Origin of the sequence: Crenobacter caeni, assembly GCF_010435965.1 — a bacterium.
GTDB lineage: Bacteria > Pseudomonadota > Gammaproteobacteria > Burkholderiales > Chromobacteriaceae > Craterilacuibacter > Craterilacuibacter caeni.
This window is the reverse complement of the sequence record NZ_JAAGAA010000007.1, coordinates 115,703-135,786: the sequence shown is the minus strand read 5'-3', so window position 1 is coordinate 135,786 and position 20,084 is coordinate 115,703. Positions and strand designations below refer to the sequence as shown.

Sequence of the window (20,084 nt, the reverse complement as noted above, 5' to 3'; positions counted from 1 at the left end):
CGAGCTCGCTCATCAGAGCTTGGCCAGCATCTGGCGCGCCTCGTCGCGCAGCGCGCCGCCGGCCTCGCCGACCAGTTCGTTCAGCACTTCGCGCGCGCCTTCCTTGTCGCCCATGTCGAGGTAGACACGGGCAAGGTCAAGCTTGGTCGACAGCGGGTCGTCGCGCAGCGCGCGCTCTTTCGCATCGTCGGCACCGCCGCCAAACTCGGCGTCGAGGTCGAAGTCGAACGCGGCAGGCGCGGCCTTGACGGCGTCTTCGGCAGGCGCGGCAAACAGCGCGTCGACGTCCGCTGCCGCGGCGGCTGCCGGTGCCGCCTGGGCCTTCGGCGCGGGTTCGGCAAACAGCGCGTCGAACCCCTCGGGCTCGGCCGGCGCGGGTGCCGCGACCACTGGCTCGGGTGCTGCGAACAGGGCGTCGAAGCCCTGCTCCGCCAAAACCGCCTTCGGTGCCGGTGCCGGCGCCGCCTCCACCTCGACCGGCGCGGCCAGGTTGAAGTCGAAATCGAGCAGGTTGCTGTCGGCAGGAGCAGGCGCTGCCGGCGGGACCGGCGCGCTCGGTACGGCCGGCTTTTCCTCCGCGAACAGCGCGTCAAGGTCGAAGTCCAGCGTGTGCTTGTCGGCGGCCGGCTCGGGCGCAGGCGCCGCTTCAACGGCGATGACCGGCTCCTGTGCTACCGGCGCGGCCTTGGCCTCGGGTTCGGCAAACAGCGCGGCGAGCGGGTCGGCGGCGGCGGCAGGTGCCGCTGGCGCACGGGGCGCCGGCGGCGCTTCGGCAGCGGCCGGCACGCCAAGCTCGGCGTCCAGGTCGATCGGACCGGACGGCGGCGCGGCCGCGAACAGGGCTTCCGCGTCGGCCAGCGCATAGAGCGGGTTGCCCGCGTCGAGCGCCTGCCCCAGCGCGACCGCACGCGCCCACAGCGGGCCACGGCCATCGGTCGCCGCCTTCAGTTCGGCGGCCTGCTGCGAGAACGCGCCCTTGTTGCCGCGCTGCGCGTAGATCTCGAGCAGCTTGACCCTCGCCTCGTGGCGGGTCGGGTCCTTGGCCAGCGCGTCCTTGAGGATCTCCTCGGCCTGCTCGTCGCGGCCGTAGGCGAGGTAGACCTCGGCCTCGGCGACCGGGTCGACCTCGCCCGCGTCGAGCCCGCCCAGGTTGCTGCGCGTGAAGTCGGTCAGGAAGGTATTGCCGCCGGAGAGCGCGGTGGTGCCAAGCGGCCCCGCGCCCAGCGCGTCGACCTGGGTCAGCGAGCCGACACCGGCGCCCAGGGTCGCGCCCAGCTGTTTTTGTGCGCGGCGCTGGCGGGCCACGCGTACGCCCAACAGCGCCAGCAGCAAGGCTGCCAGACCGCCGCCGACCAGCGGCAGTTTCTCGAGCAGGAAGTCGACCATCGACGGCTCGGGCGTCACTTCGCGGAAGGGCTGCTGCGCCTGCGGCTTGGGCGCGGCGGCCGCCGGCGCCGAAGCGCCCTGCTGCATCGATTTGAGTTGCGCTTCGAGGCGGGCGATCTTGGCGAGGGTCTCATCCATCTCGCGGTCGCGGCGGGCGATCTCCTGCTCCAGCGCGAGTTGGCGGGCCGCCGGATCACTCGCGGCCTCGGGAACGCTCAGCTTGACCACTTCGGCCGGCACCTTGCCTGCCGGCGCCACTGCCGGCGCGGCAGCAGGCTTGGGCTGCGGCGCAGGCGCGGCCTTGGCCGGCGCGCGCTCGACCGGCTTGGTCGGCGTGTCGGCCGCGCGCACGCCACCGCCGCGCACCGCGGCGTCCGACGGCACCCTGAGCACGGAGCCCGCGAGCAGGCGCGACGGGTCGCCCTCCGCGAATGCCTGCGGGTTGGCGGCGACGATCGCGTCCATGGTCTGCGCGAGGCTCGTGCCTTGCGGCCGCACGGCGCGCGCGACCGACATCAGCGTCTGGCCCGGCTCGACGCGGATGCGCCCGCCCATCACGCGCGGCGCGGCGGGTACGGCCCTGGCCTGTGCCGGCGCCGCAAGCGGCAGGTCCTGCTCGAGCACGCGCTGGCGCAAGGGGTAGTCGGCCGGGTCCAGCAGGACCGTGTACTCGCGCAGGCTGCGCCCGGACGGCGTGCGCGCCTCGACGACGAAACGCAGGAAGGGCTCGTTCAGCGGCTGGCTGGAGGTGACGCGCACGTAGGCCTTGCCACCCTGGCGCACCACCGAGAAGCGCAGCGAGGAAAGCGCCGGCGCGTAATCGACACCCAGTTCGCCAAACGCCTCGCGGCTGGCGAGGCGGACCGACAAGTCGCCGGTGCGGGCGTCTTCACCGCTCAACGGGATGCTGGCCCGCAAAGACTCGCCCAGGTGCGAATTGACCTGGATGCCGCCCAGCCCCGCCCATGCGGTCGAGGCAAACAACATCGACACCAAAACAGCGCCCAGTTTTCTTGTAGTTTGCACGGTCACAGCCTGCCTTCCGGTCCTCGGTTCGATTGGAATCGGGGCGGCAGCGTATCCCCTTGCGCCGCCGCTACGATATTTGTTCGCGATAAATTACACGAAAGATTAATACATATCACTAATTAGCCGCAGCAACCGGCTGCCAGCATGGCTTGTGCGCCACGCACGATCGCCTGCGCGGCGCCCGCCTTGACGTTGTCGGCGGCGAGCCAGAACTGCACGCGGCAGCCGTCGATCCGTACGCGGCTCACCCAGACCGCGTCGGTGCCGGTCGCTTCCATCGGCGTGATGTACGGGCCGTATGCGTCGTCCTTGCCGACCACACGCAGCCCGGCGCGCGTAAGCTTTTCTACCACAGTGTCCGCCGTCACAGGCTGATCCAGCTCAAGCGCGACCGCCCAGCCGTGGCCGAAGAACACCGGCACGCGCACGCAGGTCGGCTCGATAACGAGCTCGGGCAGGCCAAGCAGGCGGCGCAGCTCGCTTGCGATGGACGCCTCTTCGGCCGACACGCTGGCCCCGTCGGTGTCGCCGATCTGCGGCAGCACGTTAAACGCAATGCGCTTGGCGAACACGCCGACTTCGGCGTCGCGCTGCGAGAAAAGCGCGGTGGTCTGCTCGGCCAGTTCGCGCATCGCCTCGCCCCCGGCGCCGGACACCGACTGGTAGGTGGCGACCGTCACCCGGCGCAACCCCTTGCCGAACGGTGCGAGCGCCATAGCCAGCGGCGTCACCGTGCAGTTGGGCACCGAGATCAGCCGCTCGCCGTCGGACGGCATCGCCTCGGCCACGCCCGGCGCGTAAAACGGCACGGCTGGGTCGGCGCGGTAGGCGCTGGAAAAATCGACCACCGCGCAGCCGGCGGCGAGCGCGTCCGGCACGAAGCGGCGCGCGGTGTCGGCACCGGCGGCCAACAGCACCATTTGCACGTTCTCGAAGTCGAAGTCGTCGGTGAAGGCGACGTCGAGTTCGAGGTTGCCGAAGGACACGGTCTCGCCCTCGTACTTTTCGTCGTCCAGCGCGTAGACCTTCGCCAGCGGCAGGCCGCGTTCGGCCAGCATCTCGAGCACGGCCTCGCCGACCAGGGTCTTGGCGCCGATTAGCGCGAGGGAAATCTTGGTGTCCATTTTTGTCTCCGAAAAAGCAGGAAAGGCGCCGTAGCGCCTTTCGGGGGTTCAAGCGTCGGCGGCTATTGTAGCCGTTCAGCGCTCGATCAGGATGCGCAACATGCGGCGCAGCGGCTCGGCCGCGCCCCACAGCAGCTGGTCACCGACGGTGAACGCCGACAGGTAGTCGCCGCCCATCGCCATCTTGCGCAGGCGGCCGACCGGGGTCGTCAGCGTGCCGGTGATCGCCGCCGGCGTCAGTTCCTTCATCGACGCCTCGCGGGTGTTCGGCACCACCTTGGCCCACGGGTTGGCCGCGGCCAGCATGGCTTCGATCTCGTCCAGCGGAATGTCGTTCTTCAGCTTGATGGTCAGCGCCTGGCTGTGGCAGCGCATCGCGCCGATGCGCACGCACAGGCCGTCCACCGGCACCGGGTTGGCGCTGCGGCCGAGGATCTTGTTGGTCTCGACGCCGCCCTTCCACTCTTCCTTCGACTGGCCGTTACCGAGGTCCTTGTCGATCCACGGAATCAGGCTGCCGGCCAGCGGCACGCCGAAGTTCTGGCTCGGGAATTCGTCCGAGCGCAGGAAGTCGGACACCTTGCGGTCGATGTCGAGAATCGCCGAGGCCGGGTTGGCCAACAGCTCGCTCACTTCGGCGTTGACCGCACCCATGCCGGTGAGCAGCTCGCGCATGTTCTGCGCGCCGGCGCCGGAGGCCGCCTGGTAGGTCATAGAGGTGACCCACTCGACCTGGTCGTTCTGGAACAGCCCGCCCAGCGCCATCAGCATCAGCGACACCGTGCAGTTGCCGCCGACGTAGTCCTTCACGCCGCGCGAAAGCGCGTCGTCGATCACCGTGCGGTTGACCGGGTCGAGGATGATCACCGCGTCGTCGGCCATGCGCAGCGTGGACGCCGCGTCGATCCAGTAGCCCTTCCAGCCGGCCGCGCGCAGCTGCGGATAGATTTCACTGGTGTAATCGCCGCCCTGGCAGGTGACGATCACGTCCATCGACTTCAACTCGTCGATGTTTTTCGCGTCCTTCAGCGCCGGCACGTCGCGGCCGATATCCGGCCCCTTGCCGCCCACATTGCTGGTGGTGAAGAACACCGGCTCGGTGATCACCGCGAAGTCGTTCTCTTCGCGCATGCGCTGCATCAGCACCGAACCCACCATCCCGCGCCAGCCTACAAAACCTGCTCTCATCGTCTTTCTCTCTTTGATCCCAATGAATTCTTGTGTCGTGCCGGAGGCCTGGCCGCGTACCGCGGTGGGTTACGGCGGCCATTCCCTCGCGCCGCTTCGCTTGCCGCGCTCGGTCAGCCGCCTAAGCCACCCTACCCGTTGGCCTCGTAGGGTGGGTTAGGCTGAAGGCCGTAACCCACCACCACCCCCAACCCGACCGTTTACAGCGCCGCGACCACCGCGTCGCCCATGCCCGAGCAGCTGACCTTCTCGCAGCCGGCCTCGAAGATGTCGGCGGTACGCAGGCCCTGCGCCAGCACCTTCTTCACCGCGTCTTCGACGCGCACCGCCGCGGCCTCTTCACCCAGACTGTAACGCAGCATCATCGCGGCGGACAGGATGGTCGCCAGCGGGTTGGCCAGGTTCTTGCCGGCGATGTCCGGCGCCGAGCCATGCGACGGTTCGTACAGGCCCTTGCCCTTCTCGTCGAGCGACGCCGAGGGCAGCATGCCGATCGAGCCGGTCAGCATCGACGCCTCGTCCGACAGGATGTCACCGAAGATGTTGCCGGTCACCATCACGTCGAACTGCTTGGGGCGGCGCACCAGCTGCATCGCCGCGTTGTCGACGTACATGTGCGTAAGCTCCACTTCCGGGTACTCGCGCGCGACGTCGATCATGATCTCCTTCCAGAACTCGGTAGTCTCCAGCACGTTGGCCTTATCGACCGAGCACAGCTTCTTGCCGCGCTTCATGGCAGCCGCGAACGCCACATGCGCGATGCGGCGGATCTCGCCCTCGCTGTAGCGCATGGTGTTGTACGCCTCGCGCTCGCCCAGTTCGTTCACCGCGATGCCGCGCGGCTGGCCGAAATAGATGTCGCCGGTCAGCTCGCGGATGATCAGGATGTCGAGGCCGGCGACCACCTCGGGCTTGAGGGTGGACGCGTTGGCAAGCTCCGGGTAGAGGATGGCCGGGCGCAGGTTGGCGAACAGGTTCAGGTCCTTGCGGATCGCCAAGAGGCCGCGTTCGGGGCGCAGCGGACGGTCCAGGTTGTCGTACTGCGGGCCGCCGACCGCGCCCAAGAGCACCGCGTCCGCCTCGCGGGCGAGGCTCTGCGTGAGCGACGGATACGGCGAGCCGAATTCGTCGACCGCGGCGCCGCCCAGGGGCGCGAACGACCACTCGATCTTCAGGCCGTCAGCCTTGAGCACTTCGAGCACGCGCACCGCCTGCGCGATGATTTCCGGGCCGATGCCGTCGCCGGGCAGGATGGCGATTTTTTTCATATGGATTCTCCTTGGATGCTGTCTTAGGCGAACAGCCAGGGCTGGTCGGCGCGGCGCTTTTCCTCGAACGCGCGGATGTCCGCCGCGTGCAGCAGGGTCAGGCCGATCTCGTCAAGCCCGCCCAGCAAGCAGCGCTTGCGGTGCTCGGTAATCTCGAAGCCGAAGGCGGTGCCGTCCGGCGTCACCACCTGCTGCGCGGGCAAGTCGACCGTCAGCCGGTAGCCTTCTTTCGCCTCGCACTCGGCGAACAGGCGGTCGACCACCTCGGCCGGCAGCACGATGGGCAACAGGCCGTTCTTGTAGCTGTTGCTGAAGAAGATGTCGGCGAACGACGGCGCGATCACCGCACGGAAGCCGTAGTCGTCCAGCGCCCACGGCGCGTGCTCGCGGCTGGAGCCGCAGCCGAAGTTCTCGCGGGCGAGCAGGATCTCGGCGCCCCGGTAGCGCGGGAAGTTGAGCACGAAGTCCGGGTTCTGCGGCCGCGCGGCGTTGTCCATGCCCGGCTCGCCGTGGTCGAGGTAGCGCCACTCGTCGAACAGGTTGGGGCCGAAGCCGGAACGCTTGATCGACTTGAGGAACTGCTTGGGGATGATCGCGTCGGTGTCGACGTTGGCGCGATCAAGCGGACACACCAGTGCGTCCAGGGTGGTGAATGCTTTCATGGCGTATCCCGTCAGAACTTGTTGGCGACGTCGCGGGCGGCGTTACTGACTACCTGCCCGCCCTTCTGGATGTCCTGCCCCATGCCCTGCACGGTATTGCAGCCGGCACTGAGCACCGACGCGAACAGGATGAAAAGGCTGCCCAGACGCATCATGCGAGCGTCCTCACGTCGGCGAAGCGGCCGGTCACCGCAGCAGCGGCGGCCATCGCCGGGCTGACCAGGTGGGTGCGCCCGCCCTGCCCCTGCCGGCCTTCGAAGTTGCGGTTCGACGTCGACGCGCAGCGCTCGCCGCTCGCGAGGCGGTCGGCGTTCATCGCCAGGCACATCGAGCAGCCCGGCTCGCGCCACTCGAAGCCCGCCTCAGTGAACACCTTGTCCAGCCCCTCGGCCTCGGCCTGGCGCTTGACGAGGCCCGAGCCCGGCACCACCAGCACGCGCTTGACGGTGGCCGCCTTCTTGCGGCCGCGTGCGACGGCGGCCGCCTCGCGCAAATCCTCGATGCGCGAGTTGGTGCACGAGCCGATGAACACCACGTCGACGCCGATTTCCTGCATCGGCGTGCCGGCGGTGAGTCCCATGTACTCGAGCGCGCGCAGCATGCCGGCGCGCTTGACCGGGTCGGCTTCCTTTGCCGGGTCCGGCACCTTGCCGTCGATGCCGACCACCATCTCGGGCGAGGTGCCCCAGGTCAGCTGCGGGACGATGGCCGCGCCGTCGAGCACCACCTCGTGGTCGAAATGCGCGCCCTCGTCCGACACCAGCGTGCGCCAGTAGGCGACCGCCTTGTCCCACGCCTCGCCCTTGGGCGAGAGCGGACGGTCCTGCACGTAGGCGATGGTCTTGTCGTCGACCGCGACCAACCCCGAGCGCGCGCCGGCCTCGATCGCCATATTGCAAAGCGTCATGCGGCCTTCCACCGACAGGCCGGCGATCGCCTCGCCGGCAAACTCGATCGCGTAGCCGGTGCCGCCGGCGGTACCGATCACGCCGATCACGGCCAGCGCGACGTCCTTGGCGGTCACGCCGTCGCCGAGCTTGCCGGTCACGGCCACCCGCATGTTCTTCGACTTCTTGGCAACCAGGCACTGCGTCGCCATCACGTGCTCGACTTCGGAGGTGCCGATGCCGTGCGCTAGCGCGCCGAACGCGCCGTGCGTCGAGGTGTGGCTGTCGCCGCACACCACGGTCATCCCCGGCAGCGTCGCACCCTGCTCCGGCCCCATCACGTGGACGATGCCCTGGCCCGGGTCCTTGAACGGAAAGTACGCGCGCGCGCCGAACTCGGCGATATTGGCGTCCAGCGTCTCAACCTGCAGCCGCGAGATCGGGTCCTGGATGCCCTGGTCCCAGTGGTCGGTCGGCGTGTTGTGGTCGGCGGTCGACACCACCGAGTCCTTGCGCCACAGCGGACGGTTCGCCAGTTTCAGCCCTTCGAAGGCCTGCGGGCTGGTCACCTCGTGCACCAGGTGGCGGTCGATATACAGCAGACAGGTGCCGTCCGCCTCCTCGCGCACCACATGCGAGGCCCACAACTTGTCGTACAGGGTTTGTGCGCTCATGGTCTTGTCGTCATCGGTTTGCAATCTGGATAAGCCATTCTGTCATAGCGTCCAACCCTGTTACAAGCACCATATTCCGCACTGCAAAAGTGTCGCCTGATCCTGAGGCAAACCCTTGCCAGACAAGGCTTGCACACAATCAGACAGCTTGTCCGAAAAATGGACACACCGTCTAACTTATGCAATCAGGGTCGCGCGGCGCGAGCGAACGCCAGCCCAGCACACAGGCTGCCAGCGCCGCAAGTGCGCTGACGCCAAACACCAGCGGCGCGCCGCCCAGCGGCCACAGCACGCCGCTGGCGAGCCCGCCCAGGCTGCCGCCGACACCGAAGCCGGCGACGATGTAGAGACCCTGCGCGCGCGAGCGCTGATGCGGCTCAAAGGCGTCGTGCAGCAACGCGACCGCCGCCGCGTGGTGCACGCCGAAGGTCAGCCCGTGCATGAGTTGCGCGAAGAGCGCGAGCGCGGGCGTCGACAGCGCCGACGCGATCAGCGCGAAGCGCAGCACCGCGGCAGCCAGCGAGAGCTGCATCAGCCTTACCGGCGGCCAGCGCGCGGTGAGGCGCGGCATCAGCCAGAACATCAACACCTCGGCGCCGACGCCGGCCGCCCACAACAGGCCGACCGCGTCGCGCGGGTAGCCCGCCCCTTCCAGCGCGATCGAATAGAACACGTAGTAAGGGCCGTGCGCGAACGCCATCAGGAACACCACGGCGAACAGCGCGCGCACCGGCCGCTGCGAGAGCACCCGGCCGATCGGCGCCCTGGGCCCGGCACGCTTGGGCGGCGCGACCTCGGGCAGCGCGCAGGCGGCGCCGCCCACGGCGACCAGCGTTGCGGTGGCCAGCCACGGCAAGGCGGCGATACCGAGCGTATCGAGCAGGAAGCCCGCACCGACCGACAGCACGATGAAACCGACCGACCCCCATAGCCGCACCCGGCTGTAACGCCCGGGCGAGCCGCGGGTCAGCTCGGCGGTGCCCGCCTCGACCAGCGGCAGCGGCGCCGCCCAGAAGAACAGCGCGACTGCGAGCGAGCCGAACAGCCACTCAAAGTCGCTGCGCACGCCGACCAGCGCGAAAAAGCCGGCGGCGGCGAGTGAGGTTGCGACGATGATGGGCCGGCGCCGCCCCAGGTGGTCGGCCAGCGCCCCCCACAGGCCGGGCGCGACGATACGCGCGAAGGTGGACAGGGAAATCAGCACCGAGATCTGCCATGCGGAAAACGACAGCGACGCAAGGTATGGCCCCCAGAACGGCGAGAACAGACCGAGGAAGGCGAAATAGGTGAAGTAGAACGCCGCGAACGGCGCGAGGGAGACAGAGGGATTCATGGGGCGGGATTATAACGGCGGCTGACAGCGCGCCGTGCGTCGTCCATAACCATGAGGTCGGCCCAGCGGCCACCACGGGAGTCTGCGCATGAACGCAGCCAAACGCATCCGCCACTTCATCGAATCGGGTGACAACGCCGAGCAGGTCGAGGTCCTCAAGGCGCTGGCGCGCGCGCTCGAGTACGGCGATGCCTTCGACGTGCGGACGCTGTACGAGATCGACATGCGTTACTTCGAGGCCGCGCTGGAGTTGATGCGCGACTGGCGTTTCGACCACCACATCCAGTCGCGCAGCCGGCTGATCGAGGCCCTGCAGGGCGAGGAAACGCCCCGCTCCGCCGCCTGACGCCCGCAGGCAAGACCGGGCAGCATAGCTGGCGCCCGCGCCCGCCCGATGTGGCCAAAGGGGCCGCTCCTAGCGATACGCTACTCGTGGACAGGCCATCAGGATTCGCGCCAGCGCTCGAGCGCGCGGCGTGCCTTCTTGGTCGGCCGCCCCTCGCTGTGCGCCTGACCGGCGTGCTCGGCCTTGATCAGCGCCTGGCGCGCCTCGCGTTCGGCGCGCACCGCCTCGTCCTCAAGGTACAGGAGCCGCGCCTCGGCCGCCGGCCGCCGCTGCACCGCCAGCGCGAGCACCGTCAGCTGCCAGTGAAGCGCGCCCGCGCGCAGCGCGATCACGTCGCCGACCCGGACCGTGCGCGAAGGCTTGACGCGCACGCCGCCGATCTCGACCCGGCCCAGTTCGATCGCCTCGTTGGCGAGTGCGCGCGTCTTGTAAAAGCGCGCCGCCCACAGCCATTTGTCCAGACGAACCTTGTCCTCGTCCGCCGCGCTCATCGGGCGACCTGCCAGCTAGCCTGCACCAGATCCGGCAACTCAAGCGCCAGTGCATCGCCCGGCTTGAGCGCGGCGACGCCGGCTGGGGTGCCGGTGTAGACAAGGTCGCCCGCGCTCAGCCCGAACACGCTCGACAGATAGGCGATCAGGCGCGCAGGCGGGAACAGCATGTGCGAGGTGTCGCCCGTCTGCCGGCGCTCGCCGTTGATGTCGAGCGTGAAGGTGAGCCTCCCCGGGTCGGCGACCTCGCGTGCCGGCACGAAGGACGACACGCAGGCCGCGCCGCGAAAGCCCTTGCCCTTGGCCCACGGCAGGCCGCGCGCCTTGGCGGCGTTCTGCACGTCGCGGCAAGTGAGGTCCAGCCCCAGCCCGTAGCCGGCGACATGGGAAAGCGCGTCGCCCTCGGCGATGTCGTTGCCGCTCTCGCCGATCAAGAGCACCAGCTCGGCCTCGTAATGCACGTCGGACGAGAAGGCCGGCAACACGATGGCCTGCCCCTCGGGCAACAGGGCCGAGGTGGGCTTGAGGAACACCAGCGGCTCCTCTTCCACAGGATTGCCAAGCTCGGCCGCGTGCGCCGCGTAGTTGCGCCCGATGCAGAAGATGTTTGCCGGACGCACCGCGCGGCCGGCCAGGTCAAGTTCGGTCATGCTCCATTCCCCCGGTCAATCGGCCGATTATCCCACGGCCGGCCCCTGCCCGGCGCGTACCTTGTGCGTCGCCGCAACACCCTGCTTGCGCCGCATCAATGAAAACGTCATCACAGTAAACCTGTCATCGAAATATTGATACTCTGGAATCGGTCACTCGGCGCGCACCGGCCAGCCCGGGACGCCGGCAGCAAACAACGAATTCAGGCATTACGACACCAAGGAGGACAAGCGTGACCCAGGAAGCCCCCGTATCGCTCGACCGTTTCTTCGCCAACCTGACCGAAGCGAACCAGAAGTGGATGCAGCAGTTCGTCAACACGATCTCGGCCAAGGCCTGCACCGAAGGTGAGGGCCCCCTCGAACAGGGCTGGCAGCAGATGATCAGCGGCGCGACCCAGCTGATCGACCTGCAGACCCAGCTCTACCAGCAGCAAATGGGCCTGTGGATGCAGTTCCTCGGCCAGGGCAACAGCGGGGCGGCGCCCGCGCCGGCCGCCGACAAACGTTTTGCCGCGTCCGAGTGGAGCGACCACCCGTTCTACAGCTTCATCAAGCAAAGCTATCTGTTGACCGCCAAGTGGATGAACGAGCTGGTCGACAAGGCGCAGGTGGCGGACGACGAGAAGGAGAAGCTCGCCTTCGTGACCCGCCAGTACATCGACGCGATGGCGCCGACCAACTTCATGCTGACCAACCCCGAGGTGATCAAGCAGGCGATCGAGACCCGCGGCGAGAGTCTGGTCGAGGGAATGAAGAACATGCTCGCCGACATCGAGAAGGGCCATATCTCGATGTCCGACGAGAGCAAGTTCGAGCTGGGCGAGAATATCGCGACCACGCCGGGCAAGGTGGTGTTCCGCAACACGCTGATCGAGCTGATCCAGTACACGCCGACCACCGACAAGGTGCACGAGAAGCCGCTCTTGATCGTGCCGCCTTGCGTGAACAAGTTCTACCTGATGGACCTGCAGCCTGAAAACTCGATGGTCCGCCACTTCGTCGCGCAGGGCTACCGCGTGTTCCTGGTGTCGTGGCGCTCGGCCACCCCGGACATGAAGCACTTCAAGTGGGACAACTACGTCGAGGACGGCGTGTTCGCCGCCATCGACACCGTGCGCGACATCACCCGCCAGGACACGGTCAACGCGCTGGGCTTTTGCATCGGCGGCGTGATCCTGACCACCGCGCTTGCGGTGATGAAGGCCAGGGGCATCCACAAGGTCGACAACGCGATCTTCATGACCAGCCTGATCGACCACAGCGAGCCGGGCGAGATCCGCATGTTCATCGACGAGAAGCTGGTCGCCGAGCGCGAGGCCAAGGCCGACCAGGGCGGCATCGTCAGCGGCAAGGAAATCGGCCGCACCTTCGCGTCCTTGCGCGCCAACGACCTGATCTGGAACTACGTCGTCAACAACTACATGCTGGGCAAGACGCCGCCGCCGTTCGACCTTCTGTACTGGAACAACGACTCGGTCGATCTGCCGTTGCCGATGCACACCACCTTCCTGCGCGAGTTCTACCTGAACAACGCGCTGACCCGGCCGGGCAGCCTCACCCTGTGCGGCGAGCCGGTCGACGTTTCCAGCATAGACATCCCGGTCTACGTCTTCGCCGCGCGCGAAGACCACATCGTGCCGTGGAAGTCCGCCTACATGGGCCTGCCCTTCCTGACGGGCGCGCCGGAGAAGCGCTTCGTGCTCGGCGCGTCCGGCCATATCGCCGGCGCGATCAACCCGGTGACCAAGGACAAGCGCAACTACTGGGTCAACGACGCGCAGCCGGCCACCGCCGACGCGTGGTTCGAGACCGCACAGAGCCTGCCGGGCAGTTGGTGGAAGGACCTGGACGCGTGGCTCGCGCCGCGCTCGGGCAAGGACGTCGCCGCGCCGAAGGGCTTCGGCAACAAGGCGCACGCCCCGCTGTGCGACGCGCCGGGCGAGTACGTGCGCGCCAAGGCGATGCTGCCGCTGGCCGCGCTGGTCGGCAACGCGTAATACACCGAGCAAACGCTCGAAAATGGCTGTTCAACGCGTTTGTTGCATGGCAACATCCGCGTTGCAGCGAAACACCCAGCCACACCCGTACAAAAAGAGTCAGGAGAAACCCATGCAAGAAGTCGTCATCGTCGCAGCAAAACGTACCGCCGTCGGCAGCTTCGGCGGCAGCCTCGCCAAGATCGCCTCGCCCGAGCTTGGCGCGACCGTGATCAAGGCACTGCTCGCCGAAACCGGCGTCGGCGCCGAAGCCGTCAGCGAAGTCATCCTCGGCCAGATCCTGACCGCCGGCACCGGACAGAACCCGGCGCGCCAGGCGCTGATCAAGGCCGGCCTGCCGATCACCACCCCGGCCTCATCGCTGAACGTGCTGTGCGGCTCCGGCCTGCGTGCGACCCACCTCGCCGCACAGGCGATCGCGCTGGGCAACGCCGAGATCGTGATCGCCGGCGGCCAGGAAAGCATGTCGATGTCGCCGCACCTGTTGCCCGGCTCGCGCGACGGCTTCCGCATGGGCTCGGCGCAACTGGTCGACCACATGATCTTCGACGCGCTGACCGACGCCTACAACGGCTACCACATGGGCATCACCGCCGAGAACATCGCCGAGAAGTACGGCATCACCCGCGAAGAGCAGGACCGCTTCGCCGTCACCTCGCAGAACCGCGCCGAAGCGGCTCAAGCAGCCGGCCGCTTCGCCGACGAGATCGTGCCGGTGATGGTGCCGCAGCGTAAGGGCGACGCGCTCGCCTTCGACCAGGACGAGTTTATCCGCCACGGCGCCACCTACGACGCGCTGGCCAAGATGCGCCCGGCCTTCAAGAAGGACGGCACCGTCACCGCCGGCAACGCCTCCGGCATCAACGACGGCGCCGCCGCGGTGATGATGATGTCGGCGAAGAAGGCCGCCGAACTGGGCCTGACCCCGCTGGCCGTGGTACGCGGCTACGCGCTGACCGGTTGCGCGCCCGAGATCATGGGCATGGGTCCGGTCGACTCGACCCGCAAGGCACTGGCGCAGGCCGGCTGGCGCTTGCAGGACCTCGACCTGATCGAGGCCAACGAAGCGTTCGCCGCGCAGGCGCTGGGCGTCGCCCGCGAGCTCGAGTGGGACCTCGGCAAAGTCAACGTCAACGGCGGCGCGATCGCGATCGGCCACCCGGTCGGCGCATCCGGCGCCCGCGTGCTGGTCACCCTGCTGCACGAGATGAAGCGCCGCGAAGCCAAGAAGGGCCTGGCCACGCTGTGCATCGGCGGCGGCATGGGCGTCGCGCTGGCCGTCGAAGCAGCCTGAGCCTGAGCCTGTACCCGACAACGCCGCGCCGATGCGCGGCGTTTTTCTTGGCTCGGCAAGGCGGGAACTTGTCGGGTCTGCCATGCTCAGACTCTGGATTCCACCGCAAGAGAGCCTCCACGCATGAAACCCATGATCCCCGTCGCGATGACCCTGACCGTGCTGCTGGCCGCGTGCAGCGGCGAGGACACCGCCAAGCTGCAGCAGGCTGCCTCCGCCGCCATCGGCGTCGCCAACAGCGACTCGAGCGCTTCCCTGGGCGACCTGAAGGCGCAGGCGTCCGCTGCCATTGGCGAATTGAAGGCACAGGTCAAGGACGGCAGCGCGCCGGTGGCCGAACTCAAGTCGCAGGCGTCCGCCGCCTTCGGCGTCGCCAAGAAGCTCGGCGAGGCCGCCGCCATCGTCAACCCCGAGCTCAAGGAGCAGGTCGACACGCTCAAGCAGCAGGCGTCCGACGCCAAGGCCGTGCTCAAGATCCTCAGCAACTGAGGCCAGCACGGCCAGCAAGAAGCCGGGCGTCGCCCGGCTTCTTTATTGTTTCAGCCCAGCGCGGGGATGCGTTCGCGCAGGCGGCGCGCCCAGTCGACCGTGGCGTAGTCGCGTCCCATGGTCAGCACCGTATAGCCGTCGCGCCCGAAGCGGGCGTCGATTTCGACCAGCACCTGATAGGCGTCGCCGTCCGGGATGAAGGTCAGCTCGATCTCCTGCAGCTGCCACTGCGAGCGGTACGGGCGCAGCTCGAACTCCTGGTAGCAGCCCAGCGTGGTCGTGACCTGCCCCGCGCGCGCGGTACCGGCCTCGACGTCGGTGCTGTAAAGCCCCCAGCCCAGCGACTCGAAGGCGGCGAACAGGGCCTGCATCTGCGGGGTCGGCATTACTTCCAGCCAGTCGCGGTCGTCGTTGTCGCGCGCCTGCGCGATCGCAAGGTCGGTGTGGATCCACACCGCCAGCGGCCGTCCGTGGTGGTTCAGCAGATTGACCGGCGTCTCGCGCGGCAACGTCAGCGCGAACGGCAGCGAAGACGTCTCTCCGGCGCCAATCTCCAGCGCGCCGGACACCCGCAAGCGGCCAAGCGCGCGCGCCTCGCGGTGCTCATGGTCGCCCGACTCGACTTCGACCTCGGCCATCAGCAAGAGGTCGATCGCCTCGATGCGCTGCGCGACGCTGCCGCCTTGCACCACCACTTCGCCACGGAGCACCTCACCCGGCGCGAGCCGCGGGTTGGCGAGGCGGGTGTCGACCGTCGCGCCGCCGACACCGGCGGCGGCCAATAGCTTCTTGAACATGAATCATCTCACTTCAAATGGGTGAAAGTCGCCGGTAGGACATCCAGATTTGATGACAGTTCCGGGCGCCGGCCTGCTTGCCGCTCATGCGCCGGCGGCCGACAATGAACGCTTACAACCTTCCGGAAACAGCCACGATGAATTCCGCCCTGCTTGCCCTGCGCCAAGCCATGCACGCACAAGGCTACGCCGCCTGCCTGGTCCCGACCGCCGACCCGCACCTGTCCGAATACCTGTGCCCGCACTGGCAGGCCCGCGTCTGGCTGTCCGGCTTTACCGGCTCGGCCGGCACGCTGGTCGTCACCGCCGATTTCGCCGGCTTGTGGGCGGACAGCCGTTACTGGGAGCTGGCCGAGCGCGAGCTCGCGGGCAGCGGCGTCTCCCTGATGAAGGTAGAGACCGCCGCCAGCCAGGAACACCTGCAATGGCTCGCCAACACGCTCAAGCCCAGCGAGCGGCTGGCGGTCGACGGCGACGTGCTCTCCAGCAGTGCCGCACGCGCGCTGGAAGCTGCGCTGGGCAACGCCGGTGCCCAGGTCGACTATGGCGTCGACCTGCCAGGACAAGTCTGGACGGACCGCCCGGCGCTGCCCGCGTCGCGCGTCTACGAACACACGGCACCTTGGGCGTGCGAGACGCGCGCGGACAAGCTTGCCCGCGTGCGCGCGTCGATGCGGGACGCCGGCGCCAACTGGCACTGGCTCTCGACGCTCGACGACATCGCGTGGCTGACCAACCTCAGGGGCAGCGACGTCGAGTACAACCCGGTCTTCCTCGCCCACCTCTTGCTGGGGGAGGACAGCGCGACGCTGTTCGTCGACGCGCAGCGCATAGACCCAGCCCTTGCCGCCGCACTCGCGGCGGACGGCATCACCCTCGCACCTTACGAGACCGCCAAGGCCGCGCTCGCCGCCCTGCCCGCCGGCACGCTGTTGCTCGACCCCGCGCGCGTGACGCACGGCTTTGCAACCGCGCCGGCCCCGACCGTGCACAAGGTCGAGGCGATCAACCCGGGAACGCTTATGAAGGCGTGCAAGCTGCCGGCCGAGGCCGCGCAGATCCGCCGCACCATGGAAGCGGACGGCGCCGCGCTGTGCGAATTCTTCGCGTGGCTGGACAAGGCGCTTGCGCGCGGCGAGCACGTCACCGAGCTGACCGTGGACGAGCGGCTGACCGCCGCACGCGCGCGCCAGCCGGGCTTTGTCGGCTTGAGCTTCGCGACCATCGCGGGTTTTAACGCCAACGGCGCGCTGCCGCACTACCGCGCGACCGAAGCCGCACACAGCGAGGTCAAAGGCGACGGCCTGCTGTTGATCGACTCCGGCGGCCAGTACCTGGGCGGCACCACCGACATCACCCGCGTCGTCGCGATCGGTTCGCCGTCGGTTGAACAGAAGCGCGACTGCACCCTTGTACTCAAGGGCGTGATCGCGCTCTCCAGCGCGCACTTCCCGGCAGGCACCTTGTCGCCCACGCTGGATGCGCTCGCGCGCGCCCCGCTGTGGCGCGACGGCGTCGATTTCGGCCACGGCGTCGGCCACGGCGTCGGCTACTTCCTCAACGTGCACGAGGGGCCGCAGAGCATCTCGCGCGCGGCGCCGACACCCGACAAGGCCATGCGAGAAGGCATGCTCACCTCGATCGAGCCGGGCATCTACCGCCCGGGCCAGTGGGGCGTACGCATCGAGAACCTGGTGCTGAATGTTGCCGCCGGTAACGCGGGCTTCGGCGACTTCCTCGCCTTCGAGGCGATGACGCTGTGCCCGATCGACACCCGCTGCCTCGACCTTGCCCTGCTAAGCGTCGACGAGACCGCGTGGCTGAACGCCTACCACGAGCGCGTACGCGAGCGGCTGTCGCCCCACCTGGCAGGCGACGCACTCGCGTGGCTGCTCGCCGCGACCGAGCCGTTGCCCGCGCGATGAACGGCCACCTGCTCTCGGCCCTGCCCGCGGCGCTGGACGCCGAGCGTTTCGAGACGCTCGCGCGCTCGGGCGGCGGGCGCGTCGAGCGCATCGTCTCGCACGGGCAGGCGTCCCCGCCGGGATTCTGGTACGTACAGGACGAGGACGAATTCGTGCTGCTGGTCAGCGGCGAGGCCGAGCTTGGGTTCGACGACGGTAAGCGGCTCATGCTCACCCCCGGTGCCTGGGCGTGGCTGCCCGCCGGCTGCCGCCACCGCGTCGAGCGCACCGCGGCCGGCACCGACACCGTCTGGCTGGCGGTGTTCTTCGGTGCAGCCTGACAGCGCGCACGCCGTCCGTTTACAATCGCGCCCCCGCCGACTGGAGAGCCCCGTGCACTGCGACCTTTTCTGCAACGTCATCGACAACTTCGGCGACATCGGCGTCGCCTGGCGCCTCGCCCGCCAGCTCGACCAGGAAAAAGGCTGGCGCATGCGGCTGTGGGTCGACGACCTTAAAAGCTTCGCGCGCATCCAGCCCGGCATCGACGCGAACGCCGCCCGACAGACGATCGGCCGGGTCGAAGTCGTGCACTGGGTACCGGGCGTCGCCGCGCCCGACGCCATCGCCGACGTCGTCATCGAGGCGTTCGGCTGCGCGCTGCCACACAACTACCAGCAGGCGATGGCTGAACGCCAGGTGGCGCCGGTGTGGATCAACCTCGAGTACCTGTCGGCAGAAAGCTGGGTCGAAGGCTGCCACGCGCTGCCCTCCCCGCACCCGCGCCTGCCGCTGACCAAGCACTTCTTCTTCCCGGGCTTTGGCGAGAAGACCGGCGGCGTGATCTGCGAAGAGGGCCTGACCCGCCAACGCGAGCGCTGGCAGGCGGATACCGCCAGCCAGGCCGCCTGGTGGCAGGCACGCGGCATCAACCCCAGACAGGATGCGGAACGCTGGGTTAGCCTGTTCTGCTACGAGAACGCCGCGGTCACACCCTGGCTGCAACACCTAGCGGAAAGCGACACCCGGTGGCGGGTGCTGGTGCCGGCCAGCCGCGTGCTGGCGGATGTCGCGCGCGCGCTCGGGCAAGAGAAGCTGGCCGCCGGCGACAGCGTGAACCTCGGCAATTTGCAGGTCGACGTGCTGCCGTTCACCGACCAGGCGGGCTTCGACCGCCTGCTGTGGAGCTGCGACGTCAACATCGTGCGCGGCGAGGACAGCTTCATGCGCGCGCAATGGGCGGCGCGCCCCTTCCTGTGGCACATCTACCCGCAGGACGAGGACGCGCACATGGTGAAGCTCGACGCCTTCCTGGCCCGTTTCACCGCGACGCTCGATGGCGCGACGCGCGACGCGCTGGTCGCCGCGCAACACGCGTTCAACCGCCACCACGGCCTCGCCGAACACTGGGACGCCTTCATCGCCCGCACGCCCGCGCTGGCCCGCCACGGCTGGCAGTGGGCCGACCAACAGCTCGTCGGCGGCGATCTTGCGACAAGACTGGTGCATTTCTGCGAAAACCGGCTACAATAGCCCGTTTCTCGGAACCGCTTTTCCGATTCAATTCAAGAGTTTGGGAACTTACACGCAATGAAAACCGCACAGGAACTCCGTCCAGGCAACGTATTCATGGTCGGCAACGACCCGATGGTTGTGCAGAAAGCCGAATTCAGCAAGTCCGGCCGCAACGCTTCCGTCGTCAAGATGAAGATGAAGAACCTGCTGACCGGTGCTGGCTCGGAAACCGTTTACCGCGCCGACGACAAGTTCGACGTGATCGTGCTCGACCGCAAGGACTGCACCTACTCCTACTTCGCCGACCCGATGTACGTGTTCATGGACAGCGAATTCAACCAGTACGAAGTCGAAGCCGACAACCTGGGCGACACCATCAACTACATCGTCGACGGCATGGAAGATGTGTGCCAGGTGACCTTCTACGACGGCAAGGCGATCTCCGTGGAACTGCCGACCACCGTCGTGCGCGAAGTCGAGTACACCGAACCGGCCGTGCGCGGCGACACCTCGGGCAAGGTCCTCAAGCCGGCCCGCCTGGTAGGTACCACTTTCGAAGTACAGGTTCCGGCGTTCGTGAACACCGGCGAAAAGATCGAGATCGACACCCGCACCAACGAATTCAAGAAGCGCGCCTAAGCAAGCCCAGGCCGCATTCGACAAGGCACCCCGCGGGGTGCCTTTTTGCTGGCCCGCACGGCGCCGACCCTTGCATCCACGGCAAGAACAGGCCGCCAAAATGACAAAACCCGCGCGACACGGCAGTACGCCATGATCGACACGGGTTGTGTTCAATAGTGCGGCAAATCAATAGCCACTGGTGCGAGGGATGAGACTCGAACTCACACGCCTTGCGGCGCTGGAACCTAAATCCAGTGCGTCTACCAATTCCGCCACCCTCGCCCCGTCTTGCCGGGCGCGCACGCCCAGAACAGGAGCGCGCAGCTTACACGCAGCGCCTGCCACTGGCAAGCCGGACAAGAAATTTCCATCCATAATGGAAACCAATTACCATTGGTGAAGTCACACGCTCACCGCAACCCACAA

General features: G+C 67.8%; 19 protein-coding genes and 1 tRNA gene. 8 read left to right on the top strand and 12 right to left on the bottom strand.

Annotated elements, in window-relative coordinates; translation table 11 throughout:
• Positions 1–12 precede the first annotated feature (12 nt).
• From GZH52_RS09875 to GZH52_RS09840, 8 genes are all read right to left on the bottom strand, one after another.
• Positions 13–2,373: a motility hub landmark protein FimV gene (locus GZH52_RS09875; RefSeq protein ID WP_239058087.1), complete on the bottom strand. Its 2,361-nt coding sequence runs from the start codon at positions 2,371–2,373 to the stop codon at positions 13–15.
• Positions 2,374–2,534: 161 nt separating this feature from the next.
• On the bottom strand, positions 2,535–3,539 hold the full coding sequence (locus GZH52_RS09870; protein WP_163316291.1) for an aspartate-semialdehyde dehydrogenase: 1,005 nt from the start codon (positions 3,537–3,539) through the stop codon (positions 2,535–2,537).
• A 75-nt stretch (positions 3,540–3,614) separates the two neighbouring features.
• Entirely contained in the window at positions 3,615–4,727 is a 1,113-nt protein-coding gene (gene asd / locus GZH52_RS09865; protein ID WP_163316290.1) for an aspartate-semialdehyde dehydrogenase, read from the bottom strand.
• Between the two features lie 200 nt (positions 4,728–4,927).
• Positions 4,928–5,995 carry a 3-isopropylmalate dehydrogenase gene (gene leuB / locus GZH52_RS09860; protein WP_163316289.1) on the bottom strand — a complete coding sequence of 356 codons (1,068 nt, stop codon included), beginning with the start codon at positions 5,993–5,995 and terminating at the stop codon, positions 4,928–4,930.
• Between the two features lie 23 nt (positions 5,996–6,018).
• Positions 6,019–6,657, bottom strand: a complete 639-nt coding sequence (gene leuD, locus GZH52_RS09855) for a 3-isopropylmalate dehydratase small subunit (protein ID WP_163316288.1) — start codon at positions 6,655–6,657, stop codon at positions 6,019–6,021.
• A gap of 11 nt (positions 6,658–6,668) precedes the next feature.
• Positions 6,669–6,812 (bottom strand): entericidin A/B family lipoprotein, encoded by a 144-nt coding sequence (locus GZH52_RS09850; RefSeq protein ID WP_163316287.1) that lies wholly within the window; start codon positions 6,810–6,812, stop codon positions 6,669–6,671.
• On the bottom strand, positions 6,809–8,218 hold the full coding sequence (gene leuC, locus GZH52_RS09845; RefSeq protein WP_163316286.1) for a 3-isopropylmalate dehydratase large subunit: 1,410 nt from the start codon (positions 8,216–8,218) through the stop codon (positions 6,809–6,811). Before leuC ends, GZH52_RS09850 begins: the two co-directional genes overlap by 4 nt.
• 172 nt (positions 8,219–8,390) lie before the next feature.
• Entirely contained in the window at positions 8,391–9,551 is a 1,161-nt protein-coding gene (locus GZH52_RS09840; RefSeq protein WP_163316285.1) for an MFS transporter, read from the bottom strand.
• Between the two features lie 88 nt (positions 9,552–9,639).
• On the opposite strand from GZH52_RS09840, the gene GZH52_RS09835 reads away from it, so the two are divergent.
• Positions 9,640–9,897, top strand: a complete 258-nt coding sequence (locus tag GZH52_RS09835) for a hypothetical protein (RefSeq protein ID WP_203525700.1) — start codon at positions 9,640–9,642, stop codon at positions 9,895–9,897.
• A 98-nt stretch (positions 9,898–9,995) separates the two neighbouring features.
• On the opposite strand, the gene GZH52_RS09830 is transcribed toward GZH52_RS09835, so the two are convergent.
• Both GZH52_RS09830 and GZH52_RS09825 read right to left on the bottom strand, forming a co-directional pair.
• Entirely contained in the window at positions 9,996–10,388 is a 393-nt protein-coding gene (locus GZH52_RS09830) for an RNA-binding S4 domain-containing protein (RefSeq protein WP_163316284.1), read from the bottom strand.
• Positions 10,385–11,038 (bottom strand): fumarylacetoacetate hydrolase family protein, encoded by a 654-nt coding sequence (locus GZH52_RS09825; RefSeq protein WP_163316283.1) that lies wholly within the window; start codon positions 11,036–11,038, stop codon positions 10,385–10,387. Before GZH52_RS09825 ends, GZH52_RS09830 begins: the two co-directional genes overlap by 4 nt.
• 233 nt (positions 11,039–11,271) lie before the next feature.
• On the opposite strand from GZH52_RS09825, the gene GZH52_RS09820 reads away from it, so the two are divergent.
• From GZH52_RS09820 to GZH52_RS09810, 3 genes are all read left to right on the top strand, one after another.
• The gene (locus GZH52_RS09820; RefSeq protein WP_163316282.1) at positions 11,272–13,038 is read left to right on the top strand and encodes a PHA/PHB synthase family protein; all 1,767 of its coding nucleotides are present in this window, start codon (positions 11,272–11,274) and stop codon (positions 13,036–13,038) included.
• 112 nt (positions 13,039–13,150) lie between these two features.
• Positions 13,151–14,332, top strand: a complete 1,182-nt coding sequence (locus GZH52_RS09815; RefSeq protein WP_163316281.1) for an acetyl-CoA C-acetyltransferase — start codon at positions 13,151–13,153, stop codon at positions 14,330–14,332.
• Positions 14,333–14,455: 123 nt separating this feature from the next.
• Positions 14,456–14,821: a hypothetical protein gene (locus tag GZH52_RS09810; RefSeq protein WP_163316280.1), complete on the top strand. Its 366-nt coding sequence runs from the start codon at positions 14,456–14,458 to the stop codon at positions 14,819–14,821.
• A 50-nt stretch (positions 14,822–14,871) separates the two neighbouring features.
• Here GZH52_RS09810 and GZH52_RS09805 read toward each other — a convergent pair whose 3' ends face one another.
• Positions 14,872–15,618 (bottom strand): sporulation protein, encoded by a 747-nt coding sequence (locus tag GZH52_RS09805; protein WP_163316279.1) that lies wholly within the window; start codon positions 15,616–15,618, stop codon positions 14,872–14,874.
• Positions 15,619–15,722: 104 nt separating this feature from the next.
• Here GZH52_RS09805 and GZH52_RS09800 point away from each other — a divergent pair, with 104 nt between their 5' ends.
• Genes GZH52_RS09800 through efp form a run of 4 tightly spaced genes read left to right on the top strand, consistent with a single transcriptional unit; the run spans position 15,723 to position 19,676 of the window.
• On the top strand, positions 15,723–17,543 hold the full coding sequence (locus GZH52_RS09800; protein WP_163316278.1) for an aminopeptidase P family protein: 1,821 nt from the start codon (positions 15,723–15,725) through the stop codon (positions 17,541–17,543).
• Positions 17,540–17,863 carry a cupin domain-containing protein gene (locus tag GZH52_RS09795; RefSeq protein ID WP_163316277.1) on the top strand — a complete coding sequence of 108 codons (324 nt, stop codon included), beginning with the start codon at positions 17,540–17,542 and terminating at the stop codon, positions 17,861–17,863. The genes GZH52_RS09800 and GZH52_RS09795 overlap by 4 nt, the downstream gene beginning before the upstream one ends.
• A gap of 52 nt (positions 17,864–17,915) precedes the next feature.
• Positions 17,916–19,055 carry an elongation factor P maturation arginine rhamnosyltransferase EarP gene (gene earP / locus GZH52_RS09790; protein ID WP_349290654.1) on the top strand — a complete coding sequence of 380 codons (1,140 nt, stop codon included), beginning with the start codon at positions 17,916–17,918 and terminating at the stop codon, positions 19,053–19,055.
• 57 nt (positions 19,056–19,112) lie between these two features.
• Positions 19,113–19,676, top strand: a complete 564-nt coding sequence (gene efp, locus GZH52_RS09785; protein WP_163316276.1) for an elongation factor P — start codon at positions 19,113–19,115, stop codon at positions 19,674–19,676.
• 179 nt (positions 19,677–19,855) lie between these two features.
• On the opposite strand, the gene GZH52_RS09780 is transcribed toward efp, so the two are convergent.
• Positions 19,856–19,940 (bottom strand) — tRNA-Leu (locus GZH52_RS09780).
• Between the last annotated feature and the right edge of the window lie 144 nt (positions 19,941–20,084).